Genomic DNA, 18,971 nt, shown 5'->3' with positions numbered 1-18,971 from the left:
TTAAGTATTCACGGCTTCTTTTTTCATTTTCTCCTTGCTGTAAAAAATAATAAAAATAATTTGCAGGCAGAAAACAAGGAGGACTACAGGAGGTAAAACTTTGATAGTAAAATCTCTTAAATCCCTTTTCATTTACGGCTAATATACTCAGCAGTAAAATACTTTGCGAAGGCCCTAAACAAAAAAAGCCAGCAATTACGCTGACTTTGGTTTATGATTTTCCACACAAGGTTAATTTTATAAATTAACTATTAGCGATACGCGCATCAACCACGGCGATAGCTTGATCAATTCTAGCCAAAACTTTTTGCTGATCTAACAATGCCAAGGTAATATCCAATGAAGGTGAATTACCACCACCTGTGGCAGCAACACGCAAAGGCATGCCTACTTTACCCATACCTACTTCAAGCTCTGTTGCTGTGTCATTAATCGCAGCATGAATGGGTGCAGGTGACCAATCAGTCAAAGCCGCTAATTTTTCTTTGACTAACAACAGTGGTGCTTTTACTACCGGGCGTAAATGTTTTTTCACCGCACTAGCATCAAGTTCAGTAAAATCTTCATAAAAGTATCGGCTAATTTGTGCCATTTCTTTTAATGTTTTTACTCGGTCCGCTTGTACTTTAACAACTTCTTCAAGGGTTGGGCCATTTTCAACATTGATACCCTGCTCTTTCATATGCCAAGCAAGGTGAGTAGCAACATAAGCGGGATCGAGTGTTTTCATGTAATGCTGATTAACCCAGATAAGTTTGTCAGTATTAAAGCCTGAGGCTGCTCGGTTACAATCCTTAAGATCAAATAACTCAATCATTTCTTCACGAGAAAAAATTTCTTTATCACCATGTGACCAACCTAAACGCACTAAATAATTCAATAGTGCTTCTGGCAAGAAACCGTCATCACGATATTGCATTACACTCACAGCGCCATGACGTTTTGATAAACGTTTACCGTCATCACCTAATATCATTGGGATATGAGCATATTCAGGTATGGTTGCGCCTAATGCTTTTAAGATATTAATTTGTTTTGGCGTATTGCTGATGTGATCATCACCACGAACCACGTGTGATACTTTCATATCCCAATCATCAACAACAACCGTTAAGTTATAAGTGGGTGTACCATCTGAGCGAGCAATAACTAAATCATCAAGTTGCTCATTACTGATAGTAATATCGCCCTTAACCATATCTTTGATAACAACATCACCGCCTAATGGATTTTTAAAACGAATCGCATATGGCTTATCTGCTGGATAATCGGTACGTTCTCGCCATAAACCATTGTATTTCTCAATCTCACCTTTCGCTTTCGCTTCTACACGCATAGCATCAACTTCTTCAGCAGTACTATAACAACGATAAGCGTTACCCGATGTTAGTAGTTGCTCAATCACTTCTTTGTAACGGTCAAAGCGTTGCGTTTGAAAATAAGGCCCATGAGTCCATGGTAGGTTTAACCAATTCATGCCGTCCATGATGGCGTCAACGGATGCCTGTGTTGAACGCTCTAAATCCGTGTCTTCTATTCTAAGAATAAAGTCACCGCCATTTTTTTGAGCATAGAGCCAACTATATAAAGCAGTACGAGCACCACCAACATGTAAATATCCCGTAGGGCTAGGGGCGAATCGAGTTGTTAAAGTCATAAAAGTCTCAATGAAATATTTATTTGCTTAAGTCAGCAAATAAAACAAAGGTTATTAAAAAAGTTGCGGCATTTTATCAGGCAAGTGCATGAAATACACCTTTTAGCGCGTTAAATTTCCTGACGACCTGAGACAACAAATAAAAATAAAGTTCACAAAACCATCAGTCTGTCCAAATTTGAAGCATTCAAGCGCAATAGTGAAAATAAATATAAATAATTACTGAGTTTTGGTTGACAGCTTTTATGATCTCCCTATAATACGCCCCCACAGAGAAGGACGATTAGCTCAGTTGGGAGAGCACCGCCCTTACAAGGCGGGGGTCACTGGTTCAAGCCCAGTATCGTCCACCACTTCTCTGTTAGTAGTGTGTAAATAGTATGTGTAAATTTATATCGGACGATTAGCTCAGTTGGGAGAGCACCGCCCTTACAAGGCGGGGGTCACTGGTTCAAGCCCAGTATCGTCCACCACTTCTTTTGCCATAAAGAAGTAAAAATAAAATGGACGATTAGCTCAGTTGGGAGAGCACCGCCCTTACAAGGCGGGGGTCACTGGTTCAAGCCCAGTATCGTCCACCATTTCTATTTCAAGTTAAAATTTCCATGTAATCAATACTCTTCTTAAAGTAAGACTAAAAGTAACTCACCTCTTTATTACTTGCTCCGGATCATGGGTTCAAGTCCAGTATCATCATCCACCTTTATTGCTTATTTAATTTCCTTATCATTAATATTAAAGTCATATCTGGTCTTTTGAATATCACCTTCATCGTTAGCCGAAATGGCTCAATAAAGACTTTACAATGATATTCAACCATCTACACAAAGTGATTAATTAGTCGCTCAACAGTATCTATATTTTCTAGCCTTAGTGCTAATTCGTACTATTAATTTCTTTTACAAATTCGCCAGAGTTTTCTAAAAATCAATCTAGATGAAACACTAATTTTGCTCTCTAGTGGCCAGTATCGCTTTTACGCCATCTAGATAAGCGTCATATTTTTTCCAGTTACCCACTGAGCTATTATTAATTGGACTACGAACTTGCATTGCACTGGCTGTAGCTACAGGCGCAGAATTTTGGTCAATATCAACACATTGTTCTTGCCAAGAAAGATTACAAAATTCAATCAGCTGCTTGGCTTCATTTACTGGGTCATTAACCAACTTCTCATAATTAATAAAATAAAAGTTTTCTGGAAAAAGTGCTAACCATAACGCTGTTAACTGTTTAAATAGTAAATAAAATTCTGTAGTGCTTTCTAAATCATATGAATAACTATAATACGATTGATTAACTGCAAAAAGCTGTCGAAAATTACTCACAATGGTATCCAGTGGATTTCTATCTAAGCAGACAATTTTAGCTTTTGGTAATGCTTTTAAAATAAAGCCAACATAAAGTACATTTAATGGCATTTTATCAACAAATTTTGCTGTTTTTCCAGTTATTGCCCGCGTACTTTCAATATAATCTTCACCTAACTTGGCAAAATTTATATTTTCTGTCGCGGCTATTGTTTCTGCATCAATTACACGCTTGCTCGTGGTTTTAGTCATTTTTTTAAGTAGCAAACCAAAGTGCTGCAATTCACCGGCACTCGTTACTTCGCTGTGCTGTGAAATAATTCGTTCAACCAGCGTTGTTCCTGATCTTGGCATACCAACGACAAATATTGGCTCATCAGTTTCGAAACCTTGAACCTTTAAGCTATCAACATTTTTAAAGTGACTTTGAAGACGGCTAAACAGCGCTTTATCTTCATCAATATGGTAGTTAAATTGTTTGAGTTTACTTTTTTTTGCCCTATCTAAATAGAAAAATGCTTTATCAAAATTTTTCAGTGATTCATATTCTCGGGCAAGAGCATGGCCTATATATAAGCTGTCGTCTGCATGTTGCGTTTGTGAGAACAATTGTTCAAGTAGAGGAATATGGTTTGATGTTGCTGATATGCCGCCTAAGCCAGTTAACGCGGCATGAGCTTTGTAATAATTTGGTGCCATTGCAATCGTTTTTTCATAGGCTTTTTTAGCGCCGTCAAAATCACCAATAAACTTGAGTGCTGCGCCTAAATTAAAGAAATAATTAGGATTTTTATCGTTAATAGCCACAGCTTGTTGAAAAAAAATCACCGCTTTTTCGTGTAAGCCAATTTTACTATATGCCACACCAAGCGTATCTAGCGTTAATGATGATTTTGAGGCAAGTTGAGCCGTAAGTTCAGCAAAGTACACCGCCTGTACATGATTATTTTCCAGTGCATAGTGCTTGGCCAGTTGTGACAAATATTCGGCATTGTTAGGAGCAAGTTTGTTGGCTTGTTTAATCAACTCAATAGCTTTGAGAAAATTATGATGCGCACTAGCAATCATGGCTAGCAAAAAATAAGCATCCGAAAAATATTTATCTTGTTGTAAAATAGCGATTAATTTTTTATGGGCTTGTTGATACAAACCTTGATTTAAAGCTTGTTGTGCCTGCTGATGCAATATTTTTGTTGTGTAAGACATACTTCAACTACTCGAATTTAATTATTTCAAATCACACTTGTCGATATACTTTGCCAGTTTTCATCACAAAAACAATATCTACAAGGGTATTAATTTTTTTTATTGGATTATCATTAACCGCGATAGTATCCACAAAATTTCCCATTTTTATTTATGCCACTTTTTATCTGTTTAATCATCGCGCACTGTTAATAAGTCACTGCTTGCCTCATTTGTAATGGTGTCATAACAAACTGTGTCATACAGTTGAATGGTTTGGCGGTGTCGTCATGGGGATAAAATGCTAAATAAAATGCTAAAAAGGCACAGTATCATTTAACGTTTAAATGATACTGTGCCTTTTTTTTTATAGCTTTTATTTAAGTGAAAATTATACTTAAATAATTACATATCGAATAAATATTCGAAACGTACTCCTACTTTGCGTGGAGTGATTAAGTAATGTCCATAGTTACGCTGAAGACTGGCATCGTTCGAGTTCATCACAGGAAACTTTGCTAAGCCAATATCACCTTGATCACGACGTACCGAGCTATAGGCATATTTATCAAACATATTATCCACGTATAAGGTGACCGACCAAGCACCTTCAGTTAATTTTGCTGACATATTACTTATTGCATAGCCGGATAAAGCCTCACCATCAGCGCGTAAACCGACCTTAGAGTAAACATCACTTTGATAAGTTAAGCCGTAATTGATATCTAAACCTGTACTACCAAAAATTTCGGTAGAATAGCTTGCTCCTAATGAAAACTGCTGTTCAGGTGAGCCAGGTAAACGATCACCATTTTTACCATCATAAAAACTTTGCTCTGCACCTGCATCAAGCTGATCTTCACTTAAGACTTGAAATAGAAAAGGTGCGTCACTGGTTAATTCTGCATTGGTGTAGGCATAAGTAGCATAGGCGGTAATATTATCACTTAGCATAGCGCGAGTTGATATTTCAACCCCTTTTGATTCTGCTGCTGCGGCATTACTGGTAATGGGTTGCTGACCATAGAAAGTAGCACCCGCTACTTGAGCATTGTCCCACTCAACCATAAATACAGCGGCATTAAAGTGTAATTGGTTACTCAACCAAGTACTCTTAAAACCTAATTCATAGTTAGTCGTGGTATCTGCTTCGTAAAGAGCTTCATTGGGTAAAGCACAAACATTTTGAAAGCCCGACTCTTCGACGTCATCAGGGCAGGCAGCAACACCATTAGAGCCACCAATTCTAAAGCCTTCACTTACCGTGCCATATGCCATCACATCATCACTAAATTGATAACTGGCATTAATTTTCAATAAGTTGCCATCACCATCAGCAGGCGGAGTGCTTTCAAGATCTAAATTGATTTCACTTGCTGCATAGTCATCAAATAAGGTGTTATACAAAGGTAAGTCTACTGCTGAAGACGAGTTAACTTCATAGTCATAAAAACGAGCACCAATCATCAGCGTTAATTTATCGGTTAGGCTATAAGTTAACTCACCAAACAGAGCTGATTCAGTGATTTCAGTATTACCCACCGAAATATACTCTAATGAATCAGGACGTAATTGATTGCCACCCCAGTTATCAACAGCATATTGATCGAAGCCAGGCGCATATTCACGGCTATCACCAAAACTTTCGAATTGGTTGTAATAAGCACCTACAATCCAAGAAAGTGCTGAATCTCCTGTTGATACTAAACGAATTTCTTGGGTAAAGTTTTCAGCCTCATCCACTTCTCGAGTAAAAGTAGAAAAACCCGGGAATTCTTCATAGCTGTAATCTAGACGGATAAGTAAGTCAGTTTGATCACGTTGCCCCAGTGCTTCAAATTCTGAATAACCGGTAGCTGAGGTCAGTTCAGCAAAACCTAAATCAAGGGTAATTTCTAAACTAAGTAAAGTGTCTTCTTTTTCTCTTGGTTCTTGGTAGCGATAACCTGAGTCATATTCTCCTATAACTGTCGTTAAAGGATTTGTCTCGCTTAAGCTACTGTTATGCACAATAGAACGACCACCGATGTCTTGTTTTTGATAAAAATACGACAAGGTTGCATCAAAAACTTCATTCGGCTGCCAGCGGATCATCGCTTTAGCTGTACTGGTTTTTTCATCGTTAGCATCTTTCACCTGTTTTAGGTTAGCGTTAACTGCATCAGTATCTGACCAATTTGGATCAGGTAATGAAACACCTCCCTCGCGCACCACATAATTGTAATCAATATAGCCAGGTTCATTTAAATAATTAAAGGCAAAACGCACGGCTAATTCATCTTCAATTAATGGCGTGTTAAAAACAAAACCGGCTTCACCACCGGTATCATCACTTTCAGATAAAGTGAAAATGTCACCATAGAGCGAACCAGAGGTTACATCAAGTACGGGTTTATTCGGTAAGTAGCGAATAGCGCCACCTAAAGTTCCTGCACCATATAAGGTTCCTTGTGGGCCAATTAATATTTCAACTCGTTCAACATCAATGAGTTTCATGTCAACGACTAGGGGAATTTCACCAATATAAGTGGCCACAGTGCCACCATCAGAGCCAGGCCCTGATGAGTTAGTATTCAAACCGCGTACAACAATCGGGGAGCCAGTACGACTCCCTTGATCAGCAACACTTAAACCTGGTACCCAACGAGCAACATCTGATAATTGTGTAATGTTTTGATCTTTCATCACATCACTATCAAGTGCGGTGATATTTAAGGGAGCATCTTGCACAGTCGATGCACGACGTGAGGCCGTAACTTGAATGCGTTCAATGCCTTCAACAGCAAGTTTTCCGGCGACTGCTTCAGCGTAACTATAGGTGGTTATAGATAATGCGGAACTGAGTGCTAAGCATACAAGAGATTTTTTAAAGGTTTGCGATTTTTTTACATACATGGCTGGGTTCTCTTCCTCAGAGTTATTTATATAGCTTGTTACTATTTTTTATATTAAGTGTTTTTATAATTGGTTTTTATTCGTTCAAATATCGTTATTCATAAGTTATCAAGCGTTACAATTAATCTATAAATAAAAATTAATCACCAAGCTTGTCAAATGAAAATATTGTTTAAAATGAAAAAACCTATTATTTAAATGTGTTACAGAATTTAGGCAACAAAAAAGCGGACAACAGCCCGCTCGTTTACATCAATAAATGCAATACTACTTTAATTTAACCATAAATGCATGTATTGCCGCTACGGTTAATACTGGCGAAATAATGGTTGCTGACGGGGGTATTACATTATCTAGGCATTGATAATTGACGCTACTCTAGTTATTAACTTTACTTGCCGTTCTCGCTAATACGACAACGACATCACAAAACAAGTAAGATATAATCAGTTTTTTCGTTAACTACAAGAATAGACCTTACATGCCTTCAAATTTTCCGCTTATTGATGTTTCCACACAACCTATTGAACTTTGCAAATTATTAAAAATAGCGAATATGGTCAGTGGTGGCGGTGAAGCTAAAATAGTAATCAGTGAGGGGTATGTGTTATTGAATAACGAAGTAGAATTTCAAAAGCGCAAAAAAGTTTATCACGCTGATATCATAGAATTTAACAGTGAAATTATTCAGGTTAATGTTGTTAAAATAGGCAAAGACGAACTCCCCCTAACAACAAAAAAACAAGCAGAAGCCACCTTAACTAAACAGAACGCGTTTAAAAAAGCTAAAAAGAAAAAATCCATTAATAATGACAAAGCACAAAGTGTTCAAGTCACTGATAAAGCTCGCTCAAAGCGCAAACCAATTTCTTTTTAATTCCGCTTAGTATGCGATTGTTGCAAGTAAGCATCTAAACTGAACCTAGTCTGTTAAGTTGACTACATAAATTCCATCCTACAGATAATATTGTGCCTAAAAACGGCTTTACTCATTCAAGTACTTAGCACAAAACTCTATAACTTAATTTTATATCAGTTGGTCGCCAAAAATTAAGCAAGCCAAACTATATTAATTAATTGTATCGTTTGCTTGGAAATCTGAAGAAATGCCCAAAGCAGTACAGTTTCCTGCGCGATCTGGATCATCTGAAATATTATCAGCATCACATAGATCGCGTATGCGTGCAAAGCCAGGAGAAACTGGATCAAATGCTTCAGTAATATTTGGAGCACGTAACGCTTCACCAATTGTAACGCGAATTCGTAAATCTTCGAATGGTGCATACATCAAACCAATTTTCCATGCTTCTGCTTTACCAGCATGAGAATAGTCAGCGGTACGAAACGCTGGATCTTCAGTGAGTTCATGTGCTAATTTCATCCCAGCAAGTAGAAGTAAACTTACTTCAACAAAAAATTCACTTACATCGTATTCACCGTATGAGTCTGGTAAAGCAGCGCTCGTTAAAAAACCACGCGGTGTGAATTCATCAGTAACTGACTCTGAAGACTCTTCACGATATTCAAAGCCAGCAGCAAACCCGATACCACCACCTTGTAATTTTATAAATTCTGCTGAATCAAACGAGATTACACCACCAACAAATTCTTGTTTGATAATATCAGATCTTGTTACATCTGCAGACACATAGTCACGAGCTTCTTGTGAAGAGTTTTGGCCAAATGGATTGAATGCAACACAATTATTACCATTCACAGAGGCTGGATCTTCGTAATCATCACCTTGAGCACTAGCTACTTGACTACGACACGCTGCTTGGCCAGTACTAGGATTAATTACTGAGTCAACAGCTGCAACAAAGTTATCTGGTATTAAGTCATTAAGTGTTTTACGTACGTTAGTTGTTTCACCGTTAACGTAATATAATTCCCAATCCATGGCAGTTTTACTAACTGGAAACTGCCCTTTCAAAACCTGCAGTATATCTAAATAAGTTACGGCGGTTAGCTACAGAGCGGTTACCAAGCTATTCAAAAACTTAGCCATCCCTGCATTAGTTTGACCCACGTCTAATAATGTTTGACGCAAACCCGCATCTAAAAAGGCATTATCTTCTACATCAACATTAATACTACCGAATCTAAATGAAGGTTGGAATTGTTGTACTACGTCTGAACGAAGGTATTTAAAGTCACTGTTAAAAGAAATATTATTAGTAAGATCAAATCTTAATGTCGAACCGACATTAACTTTCTTCACACCTAGCGAGTAATTTTCATAATCTTCGCCATTAAAGCAGAATTGACAACCGTCAGGGGAATTACCAAATGCAAAGCTGTTGCTATGGACCATTGTGGCCTTTTAGAGCTCAATGGAAAATTACTGACCATTGGCGGTATGGACGAGAACCAACAAGTGCTTAAGGGAATTAACTACTATTAATCTTCATTTATAAGAAAATTTTCTCTATTGGCGCAATTTAAACCTTTTGTGGCTGAAATTGCCCTGCTAGAATAAGCGCCATATTTTATACTTGTTTATTAATGGAATTTTTTCTCAATGCGTACAAGCCAATATTTACTTTCAACTTTGAAAGAAACCCCTGCTAGTGCTGAAGTTATCAGTCATCAATTAATGTTACGTGCTGGTTTAGTGCGTAATGTCGCATCAGGTTTATATACTTGGTTGCCGACAGGCTTAAAGGTACTTCGTAAAGTTGAAAACATTGTGCGTGAAGAAATGGAACGAGCCGGCGCATTAGAAGTACTAATGCCAATGGTTCAGCCCGCTGACCTATGGGAAGAGTCGGGCCGCTGGGAAGATTACGGCCCAGAGTTATTACGTTTAAATGACCGCCATAATCGTGCTTTTGTTTTAGGCCCAACGCATGAAGAAGTGATCACTAAGCTGGTTAGTAACGAAATTAGTAGTTATAAACAACTACCATTAAATTTGTTTCAAATTCAAACAAAATTCCGTGATGAAATTCGTCCTCGTTTTGGCGTAATGCGTGGGCGTGAATTTTTAATGAAAGATGCTTACTCTTTTCATTTAGGTGAGGAGTGTTTGAAAAAAACATATCAAGCAATGTTCGATGCCTATTGTCGTATTTTCGACCGTTTAGGCCTAGATTACCGCCCAGTTATTGCTGATACTGGCTCTATTGGTGGCGAAGCTTCGCATGAATTTCACGTTTTAGCCGACTCAGGCGAAGATGACATCGCCTTTAGTGATGTTAGCGATTTCGCTGCTAATGTTGAAAAAGCAGAAGCGCTAGCGCCAATGGGTGAACGACCTGCAGCAAAACAAAGTTTAACGAAGGTTTCAACCCCTAACGTGCGAACAATAGAAGATCTTGCCAAGTTCTTATCTGTTGATGCCAGCCATACAGTTAAAACATTATTGATCCTTGGCGCAGCGACAAAAGAAAATAAAGCCCCTATTGTTGCTTTAGTCTTGCGCGGTGATCATCAGTTAAATGAAGTTAAAGCTGAAAATTTAGCACAAATTTCCTCACCATTAACCTTTGCTACTGACGAGCAAATTTTAGCCGCCGCTGGCTGTAATGCGGGCTCAATTGGTCCGGTTGATTTAAGTATTGATGTTATTGTTGACCGAAGTGCGGCGCATTTAGCTGACTTTGTTTGTGGCGCAAATAAAAATGATAGGCACCTAACCGGCGTAAACTGGGATCGTGACGCACAAAACTACAGTGTTGCCGACTTACGTAATGTAATAGCGGGTGACCCTAGCCCTTGTGGTCAAGGTAGCATTGTTATTAAACGTGGTATTGAAGTAGGTCATATTTTCCAACTGGGTGAAAAGTACGCTCAAACAATGAACTGTGGCGTGTTAACGGAAAATGGTAAAAACCAAATTTTGACTATGGGTTGTTACGGTATTGGCGTTTCACGCATTGTTGCCGCTGCCATTGAACAAAACCACGATAAATATGGTATTAAATGGCCCGCAGCGATTGCACCTTATCAAGTTGCCATTGTACCAATGAACATGGCAAAGTCAGCTCGTGTTAAAGAAACTGCCGAAGCGTTATATGAACAATTACAAACAGCGGGTATAGAAGTTATTTTTGATGATCGCAAAGAACGCCCTGGGGTTATGTTTGCAGATCATGAATTAATTGGTACACCATTATTACTTATTATTGGTGAACGTAATCTCGACAACCTAGAAATTGAAGTAAAAAATCGTATTTCTGGTGAAAAGTCTATGTTAGCAATAAGTGATGTTATGTCATTGTTTGCCTAATCACGGCTCTTTGCAAGTTTGGCCCTAAAGGTCAAACGAAGCTAAATATAATAACGGCTTTGCAGTTTATGCACAGCCGTTTTTTATCTCAATATGTTACTAACTGTGCCACAAACAATGGCAACTATCCCATCCCGTCAAGCATTCGGTCAACCTATTGGCTAATTCTCCTGAGCAAAACTTAATATACCAAGTTGAATAAATAGCTGAAAAATCAATCATAATAATAAGATGGTATAGTTATTAATGAGTTATTAGTGAATTATTATAAAAAGTTGCAAGTAACTGTTTCAAAGTTAAGTAATATTAGCAACAATGGACTCAAGCAGATTAATGTAATACCACTGCCATTAAGTTTGTGAACTTGTTGTGTGCAAGAAAATAAATTAAGGTACTGCGCTGGATTCATTGATTACGAGCTATTTGGCTTAAGGACACAGGTTTTAGTTCAAGACAACACCTAACTACTCACATCCATGTAAGTAGTTCCTTAAGTTATTTTAACTAGCGCAAGTGGTTAATAACTAAATAAAATACGCTCACACAATGACTATAGCTTTATGCTTAGCTTAATTTTCTTTTAACGATGACGATAACGTTAATTCACTTTTATCATTTATAAGACTGCCATTATGAAAACTATCACCAAATCTTCAAAATTAAAAAACGTCTACTACGAAATTCGTGGACAAGTTGCCGCAGAAGCCAAACGTTTAGAAGATGAAGGCTATAAAATTTTAAAACTTAATATTGGCAACCCTGCTTCCTTTGGCTTTGAAGCGCCTGATGATATTTTAAAAGATGTTATTCATAATCTGCCAACAGCTCAGGGTTACTGTGAGTCAAAAGGGATCTACCCTGCACGCGTAGCCATAATGCAGTACTTTCAACAACAAGGCATTTTAGATGTCAGTGTTGACGATATTTATATCGGTAACGGTGTCAGCGAACTCATTGTTATGGCGATGCAAGGTTTGTTAGATAATGGCGATGAAGTGCTCATTCCAGCACCTGATTACCCATTATGGACTGCAGCAGTTGCCCTGTCTGGCGGCAAACCTGTGCATTATCGTTGTGATGAAGAAAATCAGTGGTTTCCAGATCTGGAGGATATCGCCAGCAAAATATCGTCAAAAACCAAAGCTATTGTTTTGATCAACCCTAATAATCCTACGGGTGCAGTTTATAGCGAAGAAGTGCTTCAGGGTATTGTCACACTTGCGCGTGAACATAACTTGATCATATTCAGTGATGAAATATACGATAAAATTCTTTATGACCAAGCACAACATGTTCCAACCGCAAGATTAGCAAACGATGTTTTAATCATTACTATGGGTGGTTTATCTAAAAACTATCGTATCGCTGGCTTTCGTGCCGGTTGGATGGTGATTACTGGCCCTAAAATACATGCCGAAGATTATTTAAAAGGCTTAGATATTCTCTCTTCAATGCGCTTGTGTGCCAATGTGCCTGCCCAACATGCTATTCAAACCGCACTCGGTGGCTATCAAAGCATTAATGAATTAATTAAAAATGATGGCCGTTTATTAAAGCAACGTAATCTTGCGCATAAAATGATCAACAATATTGATGGTTTGTCATGCAACCCCGCTATGGGCGCTTTATATTTGTTTGTTAAAGTAGACCAAGAAAAATTTAACATCCATGATGATGAAAAAATGGTTTTAGACTTACTCAAGCAAGAGAAAATACTATTGGTGCACGGTCGCGCCTTTAATATTAAGCAAGACAATTACTTTCGCTTAGTGTTTCTACCGCATGTGGACGAATTAAAACCTGCATTGGAAAAACTAGGCAAGTTTTTCCGTACTTACCGTCAGTCAACAAGTGAATAAGGTTATATAATGCAAAGTACTTTTCTTGCCTGGATGTTCAGAATGCCACTGATTAAACGTTGGTCATTGATGTTTTGTGTTAAACCAGAAAATGTTGCTGAGCATTCTCATCAAGTGGCTATTGTCGCCCATTTGCTGGCGGTGATTAAAAATCAAAAATTTTCGGGCAACATTAATGCTGACAAAGTAGCTACTGTTGCACTTTATCATGAAGCCAGTGAAACCCGTTTTGGTGATATTGTTAGCCCAACAAAATATGCTAATCCTGAGATTGCTCGAGAGTTTAAAAAAATTGAATATATAGCTGAAAAGCAATGTCTTCAGTCCTTGCCTGAAGAGTTTCAAGCAATGTTTGCCGATATAATTGTGCAAGATAACGTGGATGAGCAATATAAGAAAATTGTCAAGGCAGCTGATATTTTAGTGGCTTATATTAAAGCGCTTGATGAATTAAATCATCAAAACCATGAGTTTGATCATGTAAAAGAACGTTTAGAATTAAAGCTAGACACCATTAAACAGCAAATGCCTGAAGTCGGCTATTTTATGGATGTTTTTCTGCAATCATGCTCAGCAACGGTTGATAAATTAACCGAAGTTCAAGTTAAAAAATAGTGTAGTTCACCAGGGATGCCTGCTAGAAATATCGCTAACAATATTATATACCTGCTCAACTTAATTTTGGAAAATTTTATAACATGATGATTAAAAAACATTTAGGTTTTTTCTTTAACCTTATTGCCATCACATTATTTATTCCGGGTATATTATTGCCAATGTTTTCTCTCAATATGGTCATGACAGCTAATGTCAGTGGTGCAAAAATCACGAATACAATCATTGATAAAAACTTGTCATTGTTACAAACCATACAAGAGCTTTGGCAAGATGATCGCCTGTTAGTGGCCTTATTAATTTTTTCTTTTTCTATTTCAATACCGGTATTGAAATTTATTTTACTCAGTATTGCTTACGCAAGTAAAAACGCTAGATTAGAGATTACCGTTTATAAGTTTATTAGCCAAATTGGCAAATGGTCAATGGCTGACGTTTTTGTTGTCGCCATTTTTCTTGCAGTACTATCAACTAATCACGCTGAAACCGCAGCACAACAACAATTAGCGTTATTTGGTTTTAAGTTAGATTTTATTGTCAGCAGTGAAACATTATCCGCATTAGGACCAGGCTTTTATTTCTTTACTAGCTATTGCCTATTATCTTTATTAGGGTCAAGTATGAGTAACAGTAGTCTTAACACCAAGACCAAAAAGCTATCACCATCACCATCAGTTAACACTTTGATAGATTAAAACTGTGATGGATTAAAACTATTGATCATATAAAGTAAGTTCTTCTATAGTTACTATACTTAGGCACTTAAATACTTAATACAGGAGTATTTTATAGAACTTTCAAAGCACAATAGGGCAAACTTATTCGCTCAATTGGGTATTAAAAATAGTGATGAGGAAATAAGGGGTTATTGCATCTAATTCTAGTATCCCAGAAAATCAGGCACTTGCTAATGCTGATTTTTGGAGCAATGGCCAAGTGCAATTTTTACAAGAAGCTATTGTACTTGATTCTGATTGGAGTGAAGTTGTTGATAGCTTAGACGCCTTATTAAGAAACTAAACAATTAAAAAAAGCTTAGTTTCTTCTAAAACGATACGTTAAAAATGCCTATTATAATTCTTCGACAAGCTCTTATAGTTCATTAATAATCTCTTAATAAATATTTCACCATAACACTTATATTTATCTTACTGGACGTTAGTGCTTTATTTATTAAAATTTACTAACAATAACTTATATAAGTTATCTAGGTTATATCCATTAACTGAATCTGATATTGTCCTATATTTTGTATTTTACAATACATAACATAGTTTATTTAATGGTTATTTGAATTAAGTACGTGATTGAACTGAGTTCCTGATTTAATTAGGTCATATAAGAACTGTTCTTGATTTAAAGAAAAACCTTTGGCGTCAAGCCAATTAATGGCATCATTTAAATTGTCAAAGACTGCGCGCTCATAGCCCCGATGTGTTTGTGGTATCATTTTTTCTAATTGCATTTCTTTAACTGGACTAGCTTGATAGACATGGCAATCTTTAATACAACCCTGTTCTTTAAACCATTCACAAAGCTCAATAACATGTTGCTCTATTTCTGGTATACCTAACTCCCACTGCTCAAAAATAGAAATTATTGCCCAATCACTACCCACCAAAGGTACTGCTGCTGCTTTAAACTCTTTTACATAAGTAATAATAGCTTCTTCATTCCATGAATCTGCAAACCACTGCATAAGTACTTTATCAGTAACCTTTATTTTCCAACGACCGTGAATTTCTAACATAAAAGTCCAAGTGAAATAAAAGCTATTTATAATATAGCGTTTACGGTGATCATAAGCTAACTATGCTTCAAAGACCATAAAAAAAAATCATGTCATAAAGAGCACTGTGACACTCTAATGGTCAACTAATTAATTTGGTAACTGAGTCGTGTTGAAAAATCTTTATAAGTAATCGCATACAAATTTTTATTTTTTTAGTGCTAACAATAACAAATAATTTGTCTTACGCTAACGATAAAACCCTTAGTATTAGCTTACCGCCTTTCCCACCATTTAACCGTTTTTCTCAGGGTACAGCATTTACAGGCGTAGGGGTTATTGCAATACAAGAGGTGACCAAAAATCTCAAAGTAAAACTGGCATTAGCACCTTACCCATACGCCAGAATTATGCACTCTTTGAAAACTGGCGAACTCGATTTAGCCCTTATTTTCAAAAACAATCTTATTGCCAATGATGTTGAATATATTGGTCCTCTCTCGCTATCGAAAGTGCTTGTACTCATTAGAAATAATATTACCATTGAACATTACGATGAGTTATATAAACTTAACAGTATTGGCGTGATTAGAAATGCACATTTTAATGAAGAGTTTGACCAAGATAATTTATTAAATAAAGTAAGCGTTAACAGTTATAGCTAAGCTATTCATTTACTCAAACTCGATCGTATTAGTAGTGTTGCTGGCTCAAAAACAGGTCTTGAATACGCCTTACGTCAGCATAATATGGATTAAGTGCTAATAACTAATGCTTTTAATCTTGGCGACAAAGAATGGGGCATACACCTGTCAAAAAAATCTCTTTTTATGGCTAAGCTGGCTGTATTAAGAACTGTAGTTAAAAGTAGCTATAGAAAAGATGTTATTTATCGCCTCTATCAACGGCAGATCAGCCATTGTTCACTCGTTAAAAGTTAACAGTTTTTTCAGCATTGATTTATTTTGGCATGTATTACACCAATGAATATTATTTCAAAGAGAACCCGCGGTTATGACCAGCGATTATCAAACCTAATAAGTAGATTTACATCCTAAACTATTAAGCTTTAAATCAATGTAAACTGTTATTGATAGCGTAATTAAAACAGAGTTAACATTAGATTAACTGTGCTTACAGCCACTCGCCTCAATTTGCAGTACACTGGTATTAACATCGAATTGTTCTTTTAGCATACGCTCGATTTGAAAGCGGCATATTTCATCGTGCTTTTCTAAAGTACATTGGTGTTTTAGTACGATATGAGCACCAACCACTACTTGGCCGCTGTCACTTGTAACAATTAAATTGTGCACATTGTCTATGTGCTCTAAACCTTGCAGAGCCATTTCAATTTTCTTCAATGCCGGTAAGCGAACGCCATTAAAAAATAAACCTTTAATACATTTATAAAGTAGTTTAGAGCCTGTATAAAGTACAAATACAGAAATAAGTATGCTCGACAACGAATCGACAATTGTCCAACCCGTAACATGAATGACAATGCTGGTGACGAATGTGACTATGGTAGATAGCAGATCAAAAAAGGTATGCAAAAATACCGCATAAACGTTAACACTATCTTTACGGCCTTTATATAAAACATACGCTGACGCGCCGTGAAATAGAAACCCTAACGAGGCAACCGCCGACATAACAAAAGTATTTATTTCATGTGCATCATGATGTTCGTGGCCAAATAATCGCTCGGCCCCTTGCAATAAAATCCAACAACTGATCAGTAAATATAACGTACCGTTGATCAGGCCACCTGAAAGCTCTAAACGACGATAACCATCACTAAACGTTCGACCGAATTTTATCGCTAAGGTCGACGCTATTAAGGCAATAAATAGTGAACTATTATGCACAAACAAGTGCCCTGCATCTGCATATACCGCTAAAGAATTTGCATAGGTGGCGCCAACGAGCTGCAGCAACATGAATACACTGGTAATAGCCAATGCAATCAGTAAACGACGTTGTGATGATTTATGTGTTGTAAGAGTAGTCATGCAAAAAATCAATGTCTCATTAAAGTAATTAAATAGTATGTTCCATGTGCTCTTATCAATTAAAAAGCGTTGCTATTGTTATCTTAATTTAGCTAATTAAAAAGTTGCCTCCATAACAAAGACTAAACGCTACTGGATTTTATCCGCAGGTTTACCGTTAACTACTGTGACCAATAGGCTTGATCTAAACTGTCTTCTCGTTCTGGTAAACCACGTGACAAACGCGGAGAATGTTGTACTAATACTTCATAACTAACTCTGTTGGCGTATTTACTCATTTGCGATAATGACGAGTAAGTTAAGGCTAATTGCTCATGCTTACTTGAGTTTTCCACAGTATTTTTATGATAAACATTGGCACTTAAGTCATGTAATATAGCTGCAAGCGCTGCGTCTCCAGCGCCATTGGTATTTTTGATACTTTCGGGGCCTCCCATGTAAGGTGCAGAATGGGTATATATTCGCATCGGTTGCTGGCAATCTTTCAATAACATGGGACGAGAATATTCATAACGATTAAACTCATCTATCTCGCCTGATAATAATGGGTATTCACTTTCGCGTTTAAACGTTTCATCAACATAGCCCGCCATATATAAGCCGTGTTTACCGGCGGTACAAATAACCATATCAACCCAATCCAAACATTTATTCGCAGCGAGTAGTGGTTCTTCAATACCCGTGATGGCTAATGCTTCTTCTTCGTTCATGGTCAGTATGTTGACATGCTTTTGAACAAAATCACGCCAAAAATCAGGTTCTTCTTCAATCAAAAATTTAGTACCTAAGGTCAATACCACAGGTACGCCAGCAGCATTTGCACATTTTACCGCTTTAATTGCTGCTTGGGTCATGGTGTCGCCAGCTTGTGTGCGCATCAAATAAGAGCTAATAACCAGTGCTGAAGCCCCAGCAATTAATGACTCATCAATAGAATCAGGATGTAGACGATTGATTAAGCCAGCATTAATACCAAAAGTGCGCTCACCGTTATCATCAATCAAGGTAAAACAACGACCAATAGGGCCATCGACAGGCTGAAGATAGTTAAGATCAACACGTGAAGAGGTATTACTTATAAACCGGTAAGCATAGTCACCAACATGTATGTTTTTGGACATTACACCCAATAAAACTGAACGGTCATCCGCTAACACAGAGTAATTATGCATAGTATTGCCAATAGTGCCGCCAGCAAATTCATAATTGATTAGCGATTCATCTTTCAAACGTTGATAAAGGCGCAGAGTAACTTCGTCTGAGATAACCTGTGACATACCAAGTTTTAAATCAAATTCATTCAAAAATTCTTGATCAACTTTAGCTTCAATATCCACTAAAACCTGATCTATACCAACAATATAGTTTTGAGCCGCTTGAGCGCTAGGACTTACTTGGTTTGTTAATGGGTTTTTATGGTCGACAGGAAAGTAATGTCGATGTTGACGGCGTCCGGGAAACTTCATGAAGTAATA

At 37.2% G+C, this 18,971-nt stretch carries 15 protein-coding genes and 3 tRNA genes; 10 read left to right on the top strand and 8 right to left on the bottom strand.

The window, feature by feature from the left end:
* Positions 1 to 244: 244 nt before the first annotated feature.
* Positions 245 to 1,657, bottom strand: a complete 1,413-nt coding sequence (gene gltX, locus H4J46_RS16135; protein WP_182234633.1) for a glutamate--tRNA ligase — start codon at positions 1,655 to 1,657, stop codon at positions 245 to 247.
* A gap of 277 nt (positions 1,658 to 1,934) precedes the next feature.
* On the opposite strand from gltX, the gene H4J46_RS16130 reads away from it, so the two are divergent.
* From H4J46_RS16130 to H4J46_RS16120, 3 genes are all read left to right on the top strand, one after another.
* Positions 1,935 to 2,010, top strand: a tRNA-Val gene (locus H4J46_RS16130).
* Positions 2,011 to 2,054: 44 nt separating this feature from the next.
* Positions 2,055 to 2,130: transfer RNA gene (locus H4J46_RS16125), tRNA-Val, on the top strand.
* 32 nt (positions 2,131 to 2,162) lie between these two features.
* A tRNA-Val gene (locus H4J46_RS16120) sits at positions 2,163 to 2,238 on the top strand.
* 363 nt (positions 2,239 to 2,601) lie between these two features.
* On the opposite strand, the gene H4J46_RS16115 is transcribed toward H4J46_RS16120, so the two are convergent.
* Both H4J46_RS16115 and H4J46_RS16110 read right to left on the bottom strand, forming a co-directional pair.
* Positions 2,602 to 4,173, bottom strand: a complete 1,572-nt coding sequence (locus H4J46_RS16115) for a sulfotransferase (RefSeq protein ID WP_182234631.1) — start codon at positions 4,171 to 4,173, stop codon at positions 2,602 to 2,604.
* A gap of 384 nt (positions 4,174 to 4,557) precedes the next feature.
* Entirely contained in the window at positions 4,558 to 7,047 is a 2,490-nt protein-coding gene (locus H4J46_RS16110; RefSeq protein WP_182234629.1) for a TonB-dependent receptor, read from the bottom strand.
* A 481-nt stretch (positions 7,048 to 7,528) separates the two neighbouring features.
* On the opposite strand from H4J46_RS16110, the gene H4J46_RS16105 reads away from it, so the two are divergent.
* Positions 7,529 to 7,924: an RNA-binding S4 domain-containing protein gene (locus tag H4J46_RS16105; RefSeq protein WP_182234627.1), complete on the top strand. Its 396-nt coding sequence runs from the start codon at positions 7,529 to 7,531 to the stop codon at positions 7,922 to 7,924.
* A gap of 192 nt (positions 7,925 to 8,116) precedes the next feature.
* Here the strand turns inward: H4J46_RS16105 and H4J46_RS16100 are convergent, their stop codons facing one another.
* Both H4J46_RS16100 and H4J46_RS17420 read right to left on the bottom strand, forming a co-directional pair.
* Complete coding sequence (locus tag H4J46_RS16100; RefSeq protein ID WP_259365909.1) at positions 8,117 to 8,947, bottom strand: TonB-dependent receptor; 831 nt, start codon at positions 8,945 to 8,947, stop codon at positions 8,117 to 8,119.
* 69 nt (positions 8,948 to 9,016) lie between these two features.
* The gene (locus tag H4J46_RS17420; RefSeq protein WP_259365908.1) at positions 9,017 to 9,361 is read right to left on the bottom strand and encodes a hypothetical protein; all 345 of its coding nucleotides are present in this window, start codon (positions 9,359 to 9,361) and stop codon (positions 9,017 to 9,019) included.
* A gap of 207 nt (positions 9,362 to 9,568) precedes the next feature.
* Here H4J46_RS17420 and H4J46_RS16095 point away from each other — a divergent pair, with 207 nt between their 5' ends.
* From H4J46_RS16095 to H4J46_RS17585, 5 genes are all read left to right on the top strand, one after another.
* A complete protein-coding gene (locus H4J46_RS16095; RefSeq protein ID WP_182234625.1) occupies positions 9,569 to 11,278 on the top strand; it encodes a proline--tRNA ligase in 1,710 nt (569 codons plus the stop codon).
* Between the two features lie 632 nt (positions 11,279 to 11,910).
* Positions 11,911 to 13,137: a pyridoxal phosphate-dependent aminotransferase gene (locus H4J46_RS16090; protein WP_182234623.1), complete on the top strand. Its 1,227-nt coding sequence runs from the start codon at positions 11,911 to 11,913 to the stop codon at positions 13,135 to 13,137.
* A gap of 9 nt (positions 13,138 to 13,146) precedes the next feature.
* Positions 13,147 to 13,752, top strand: a complete 606-nt coding sequence (yfbR, locus tag H4J46_RS16085) for a 5'-deoxynucleotidase (RefSeq protein ID WP_182234621.1) — start codon at positions 13,147 to 13,149, stop codon at positions 13,750 to 13,752.
* A gap of 83 nt (positions 13,753 to 13,835) precedes the next feature.
* A complete protein-coding gene (locus tag H4J46_RS16080; RefSeq protein ID WP_310650257.1) occupies positions 13,836 to 14,447 on the top strand; it encodes a paraquat-inducible protein A in 612 nt (203 codons plus the stop codon).
* Positions 14,448 to 14,619: 172 nt separating this feature from the next.
* Complete coding sequence (locus H4J46_RS17585) at positions 14,620 to 14,772, top strand: DUF2789 family protein (protein ID WP_310650262.1); 153 nt, start codon at positions 14,620 to 14,622, stop codon at positions 14,770 to 14,772.
* A 259-nt stretch (positions 14,773 to 15,031) separates the two neighbouring features.
* Here H4J46_RS17585 and H4J46_RS16070 read toward each other — a convergent pair whose 3' ends face one another.
* A complete protein-coding gene (locus H4J46_RS16070; RefSeq protein ID WP_182234619.1) occupies positions 15,032 to 15,502 on the bottom strand; it encodes a hypothetical protein in 471 nt (156 codons plus the stop codon).
* A 218-nt stretch (positions 15,503 to 15,720) separates the two neighbouring features.
* Between H4J46_RS16070 and H4J46_RS16065 the strand changes: the two genes are divergently transcribed.
* On the top strand, positions 15,721 to 16,146 hold the full coding sequence (locus H4J46_RS16065; protein ID WP_182234617.1) for a hypothetical protein: 426 nt from the start codon (positions 15,721 to 15,723) through the stop codon (positions 16,144 to 16,146).
* 459 nt (positions 16,147 to 16,605) lie between these two features.
* Here the strand turns inward: H4J46_RS16065 and H4J46_RS16060 are convergent, their stop codons facing one another.
* The gene (locus H4J46_RS16060; RefSeq protein ID WP_182234615.1) at positions 16,606 to 17,496 is read right to left on the bottom strand and encodes a cation diffusion facilitator family transporter; all 891 of its coding nucleotides are present in this window, start codon (positions 17,494 to 17,496) and stop codon (positions 16,606 to 16,608) included.
* Between the two features lie 161 nt (positions 17,497 to 17,657).
* Complete coding sequence (locus H4J46_RS16055) at positions 17,658 to 18,962, bottom strand: inosine/guanosine kinase (protein WP_182234613.1); 1,305 nt, start codon at positions 18,960 to 18,962, stop codon at positions 17,658 to 17,660.
* Positions 18,963 to 18,971 lie beyond the last annotated feature (9 nt).

Origin of the sequence: Colwellia sp. MB02u-6 (assembly GCF_014077095.1) — a bacterium.
Lineage (GTDB): Bacteria > Pseudomonadota > Gammaproteobacteria > Enterobacterales > Alteromonadaceae > Cognaticolwellia.
This window is presented reverse-complemented; position numbering and strand designations above follow the sequence as displayed.

Excerpts from the sequence above, each read along its gene's own strand:
- gltX (WP_182234633.1), bottom strand. The coding sequence starts at position 1,657 with ATGACTTTAACAACTCGATTCGCCCCTAGCCCTACGGGATATTTACAT.
- H4J46_RS16115 (WP_182234631.1), bottom strand. The coding sequence starts at position 4,173 with ATGTCTTACACAACAAAAATATTGCATCAGCAGGCACAACAAGCTTTA.
- H4J46_RS16110 (WP_182234629.1), bottom strand. The coding sequence starts at position 7,047 with ATGTATGTAAAAAAATCGCAAACCTTTAAAAAATCTCTTGTATGCTTA.
- H4J46_RS16105 (WP_182234627.1), top strand. The coding sequence starts at position 7,529 with ATGCCTTCAAATTTTCCGCTTATTGATGTTTCCACACAACCTATTGAA.
- H4J46_RS16100 (WP_259365909.1), bottom strand. The coding sequence starts at position 8,947 with ATGGATTGGGAATTATATTACGTTAACGGTGAAACAACTAACGTACGT.
- H4J46_RS17420 (WP_259365908.1), bottom strand. The coding sequence starts at position 9,361 with ATGGTCCATAGCAACAGCTTTGCATTTGGTAATTCCCCTGACGGTTGT.
- H4J46_RS16095 (WP_182234625.1), top strand. The coding sequence starts at position 9,569 with ATGCGTACAAGCCAATATTTACTTTCAACTTTGAAAGAAACCCCTGCT.
- H4J46_RS16090 (WP_182234623.1), top strand. The coding sequence starts at position 11,911 with ATGAAAACTATCACCAAATCTTCAAAATTAAAAAACGTCTACTACGAA.
- yfbR (WP_182234621.1), top strand. The coding sequence starts at position 13,147 with ATGCAAAGTACTTTTCTTGCCTGGATGTTCAGAATGCCACTGATTAAA.
- H4J46_RS16080 (WP_310650257.1), top strand. The coding sequence starts at position 13,836 with ATGATGATTAAAAAACATTTAGGTTTTTTCTTTAACCTTATTGCCATC.
- H4J46_RS16070 (WP_182234619.1), bottom strand. The coding sequence starts at position 15,502 with ATGTTAGAAATTCACGGTCGTTGGAAAATAAAGGTTACTGATAAAGTA.
- H4J46_RS16060 (WP_182234615.1), bottom strand. The coding sequence starts at position 17,496 with ATGACTACTCTTACAACACATAAATCATCACAACGTCGTTTACTGATT.
- H4J46_RS16055 (WP_182234613.1), bottom strand. The coding sequence starts at position 18,962 with ATGAAGTTTCCCGGACGCCGTCAACATCGACATTACTTTCCTGTCGAC.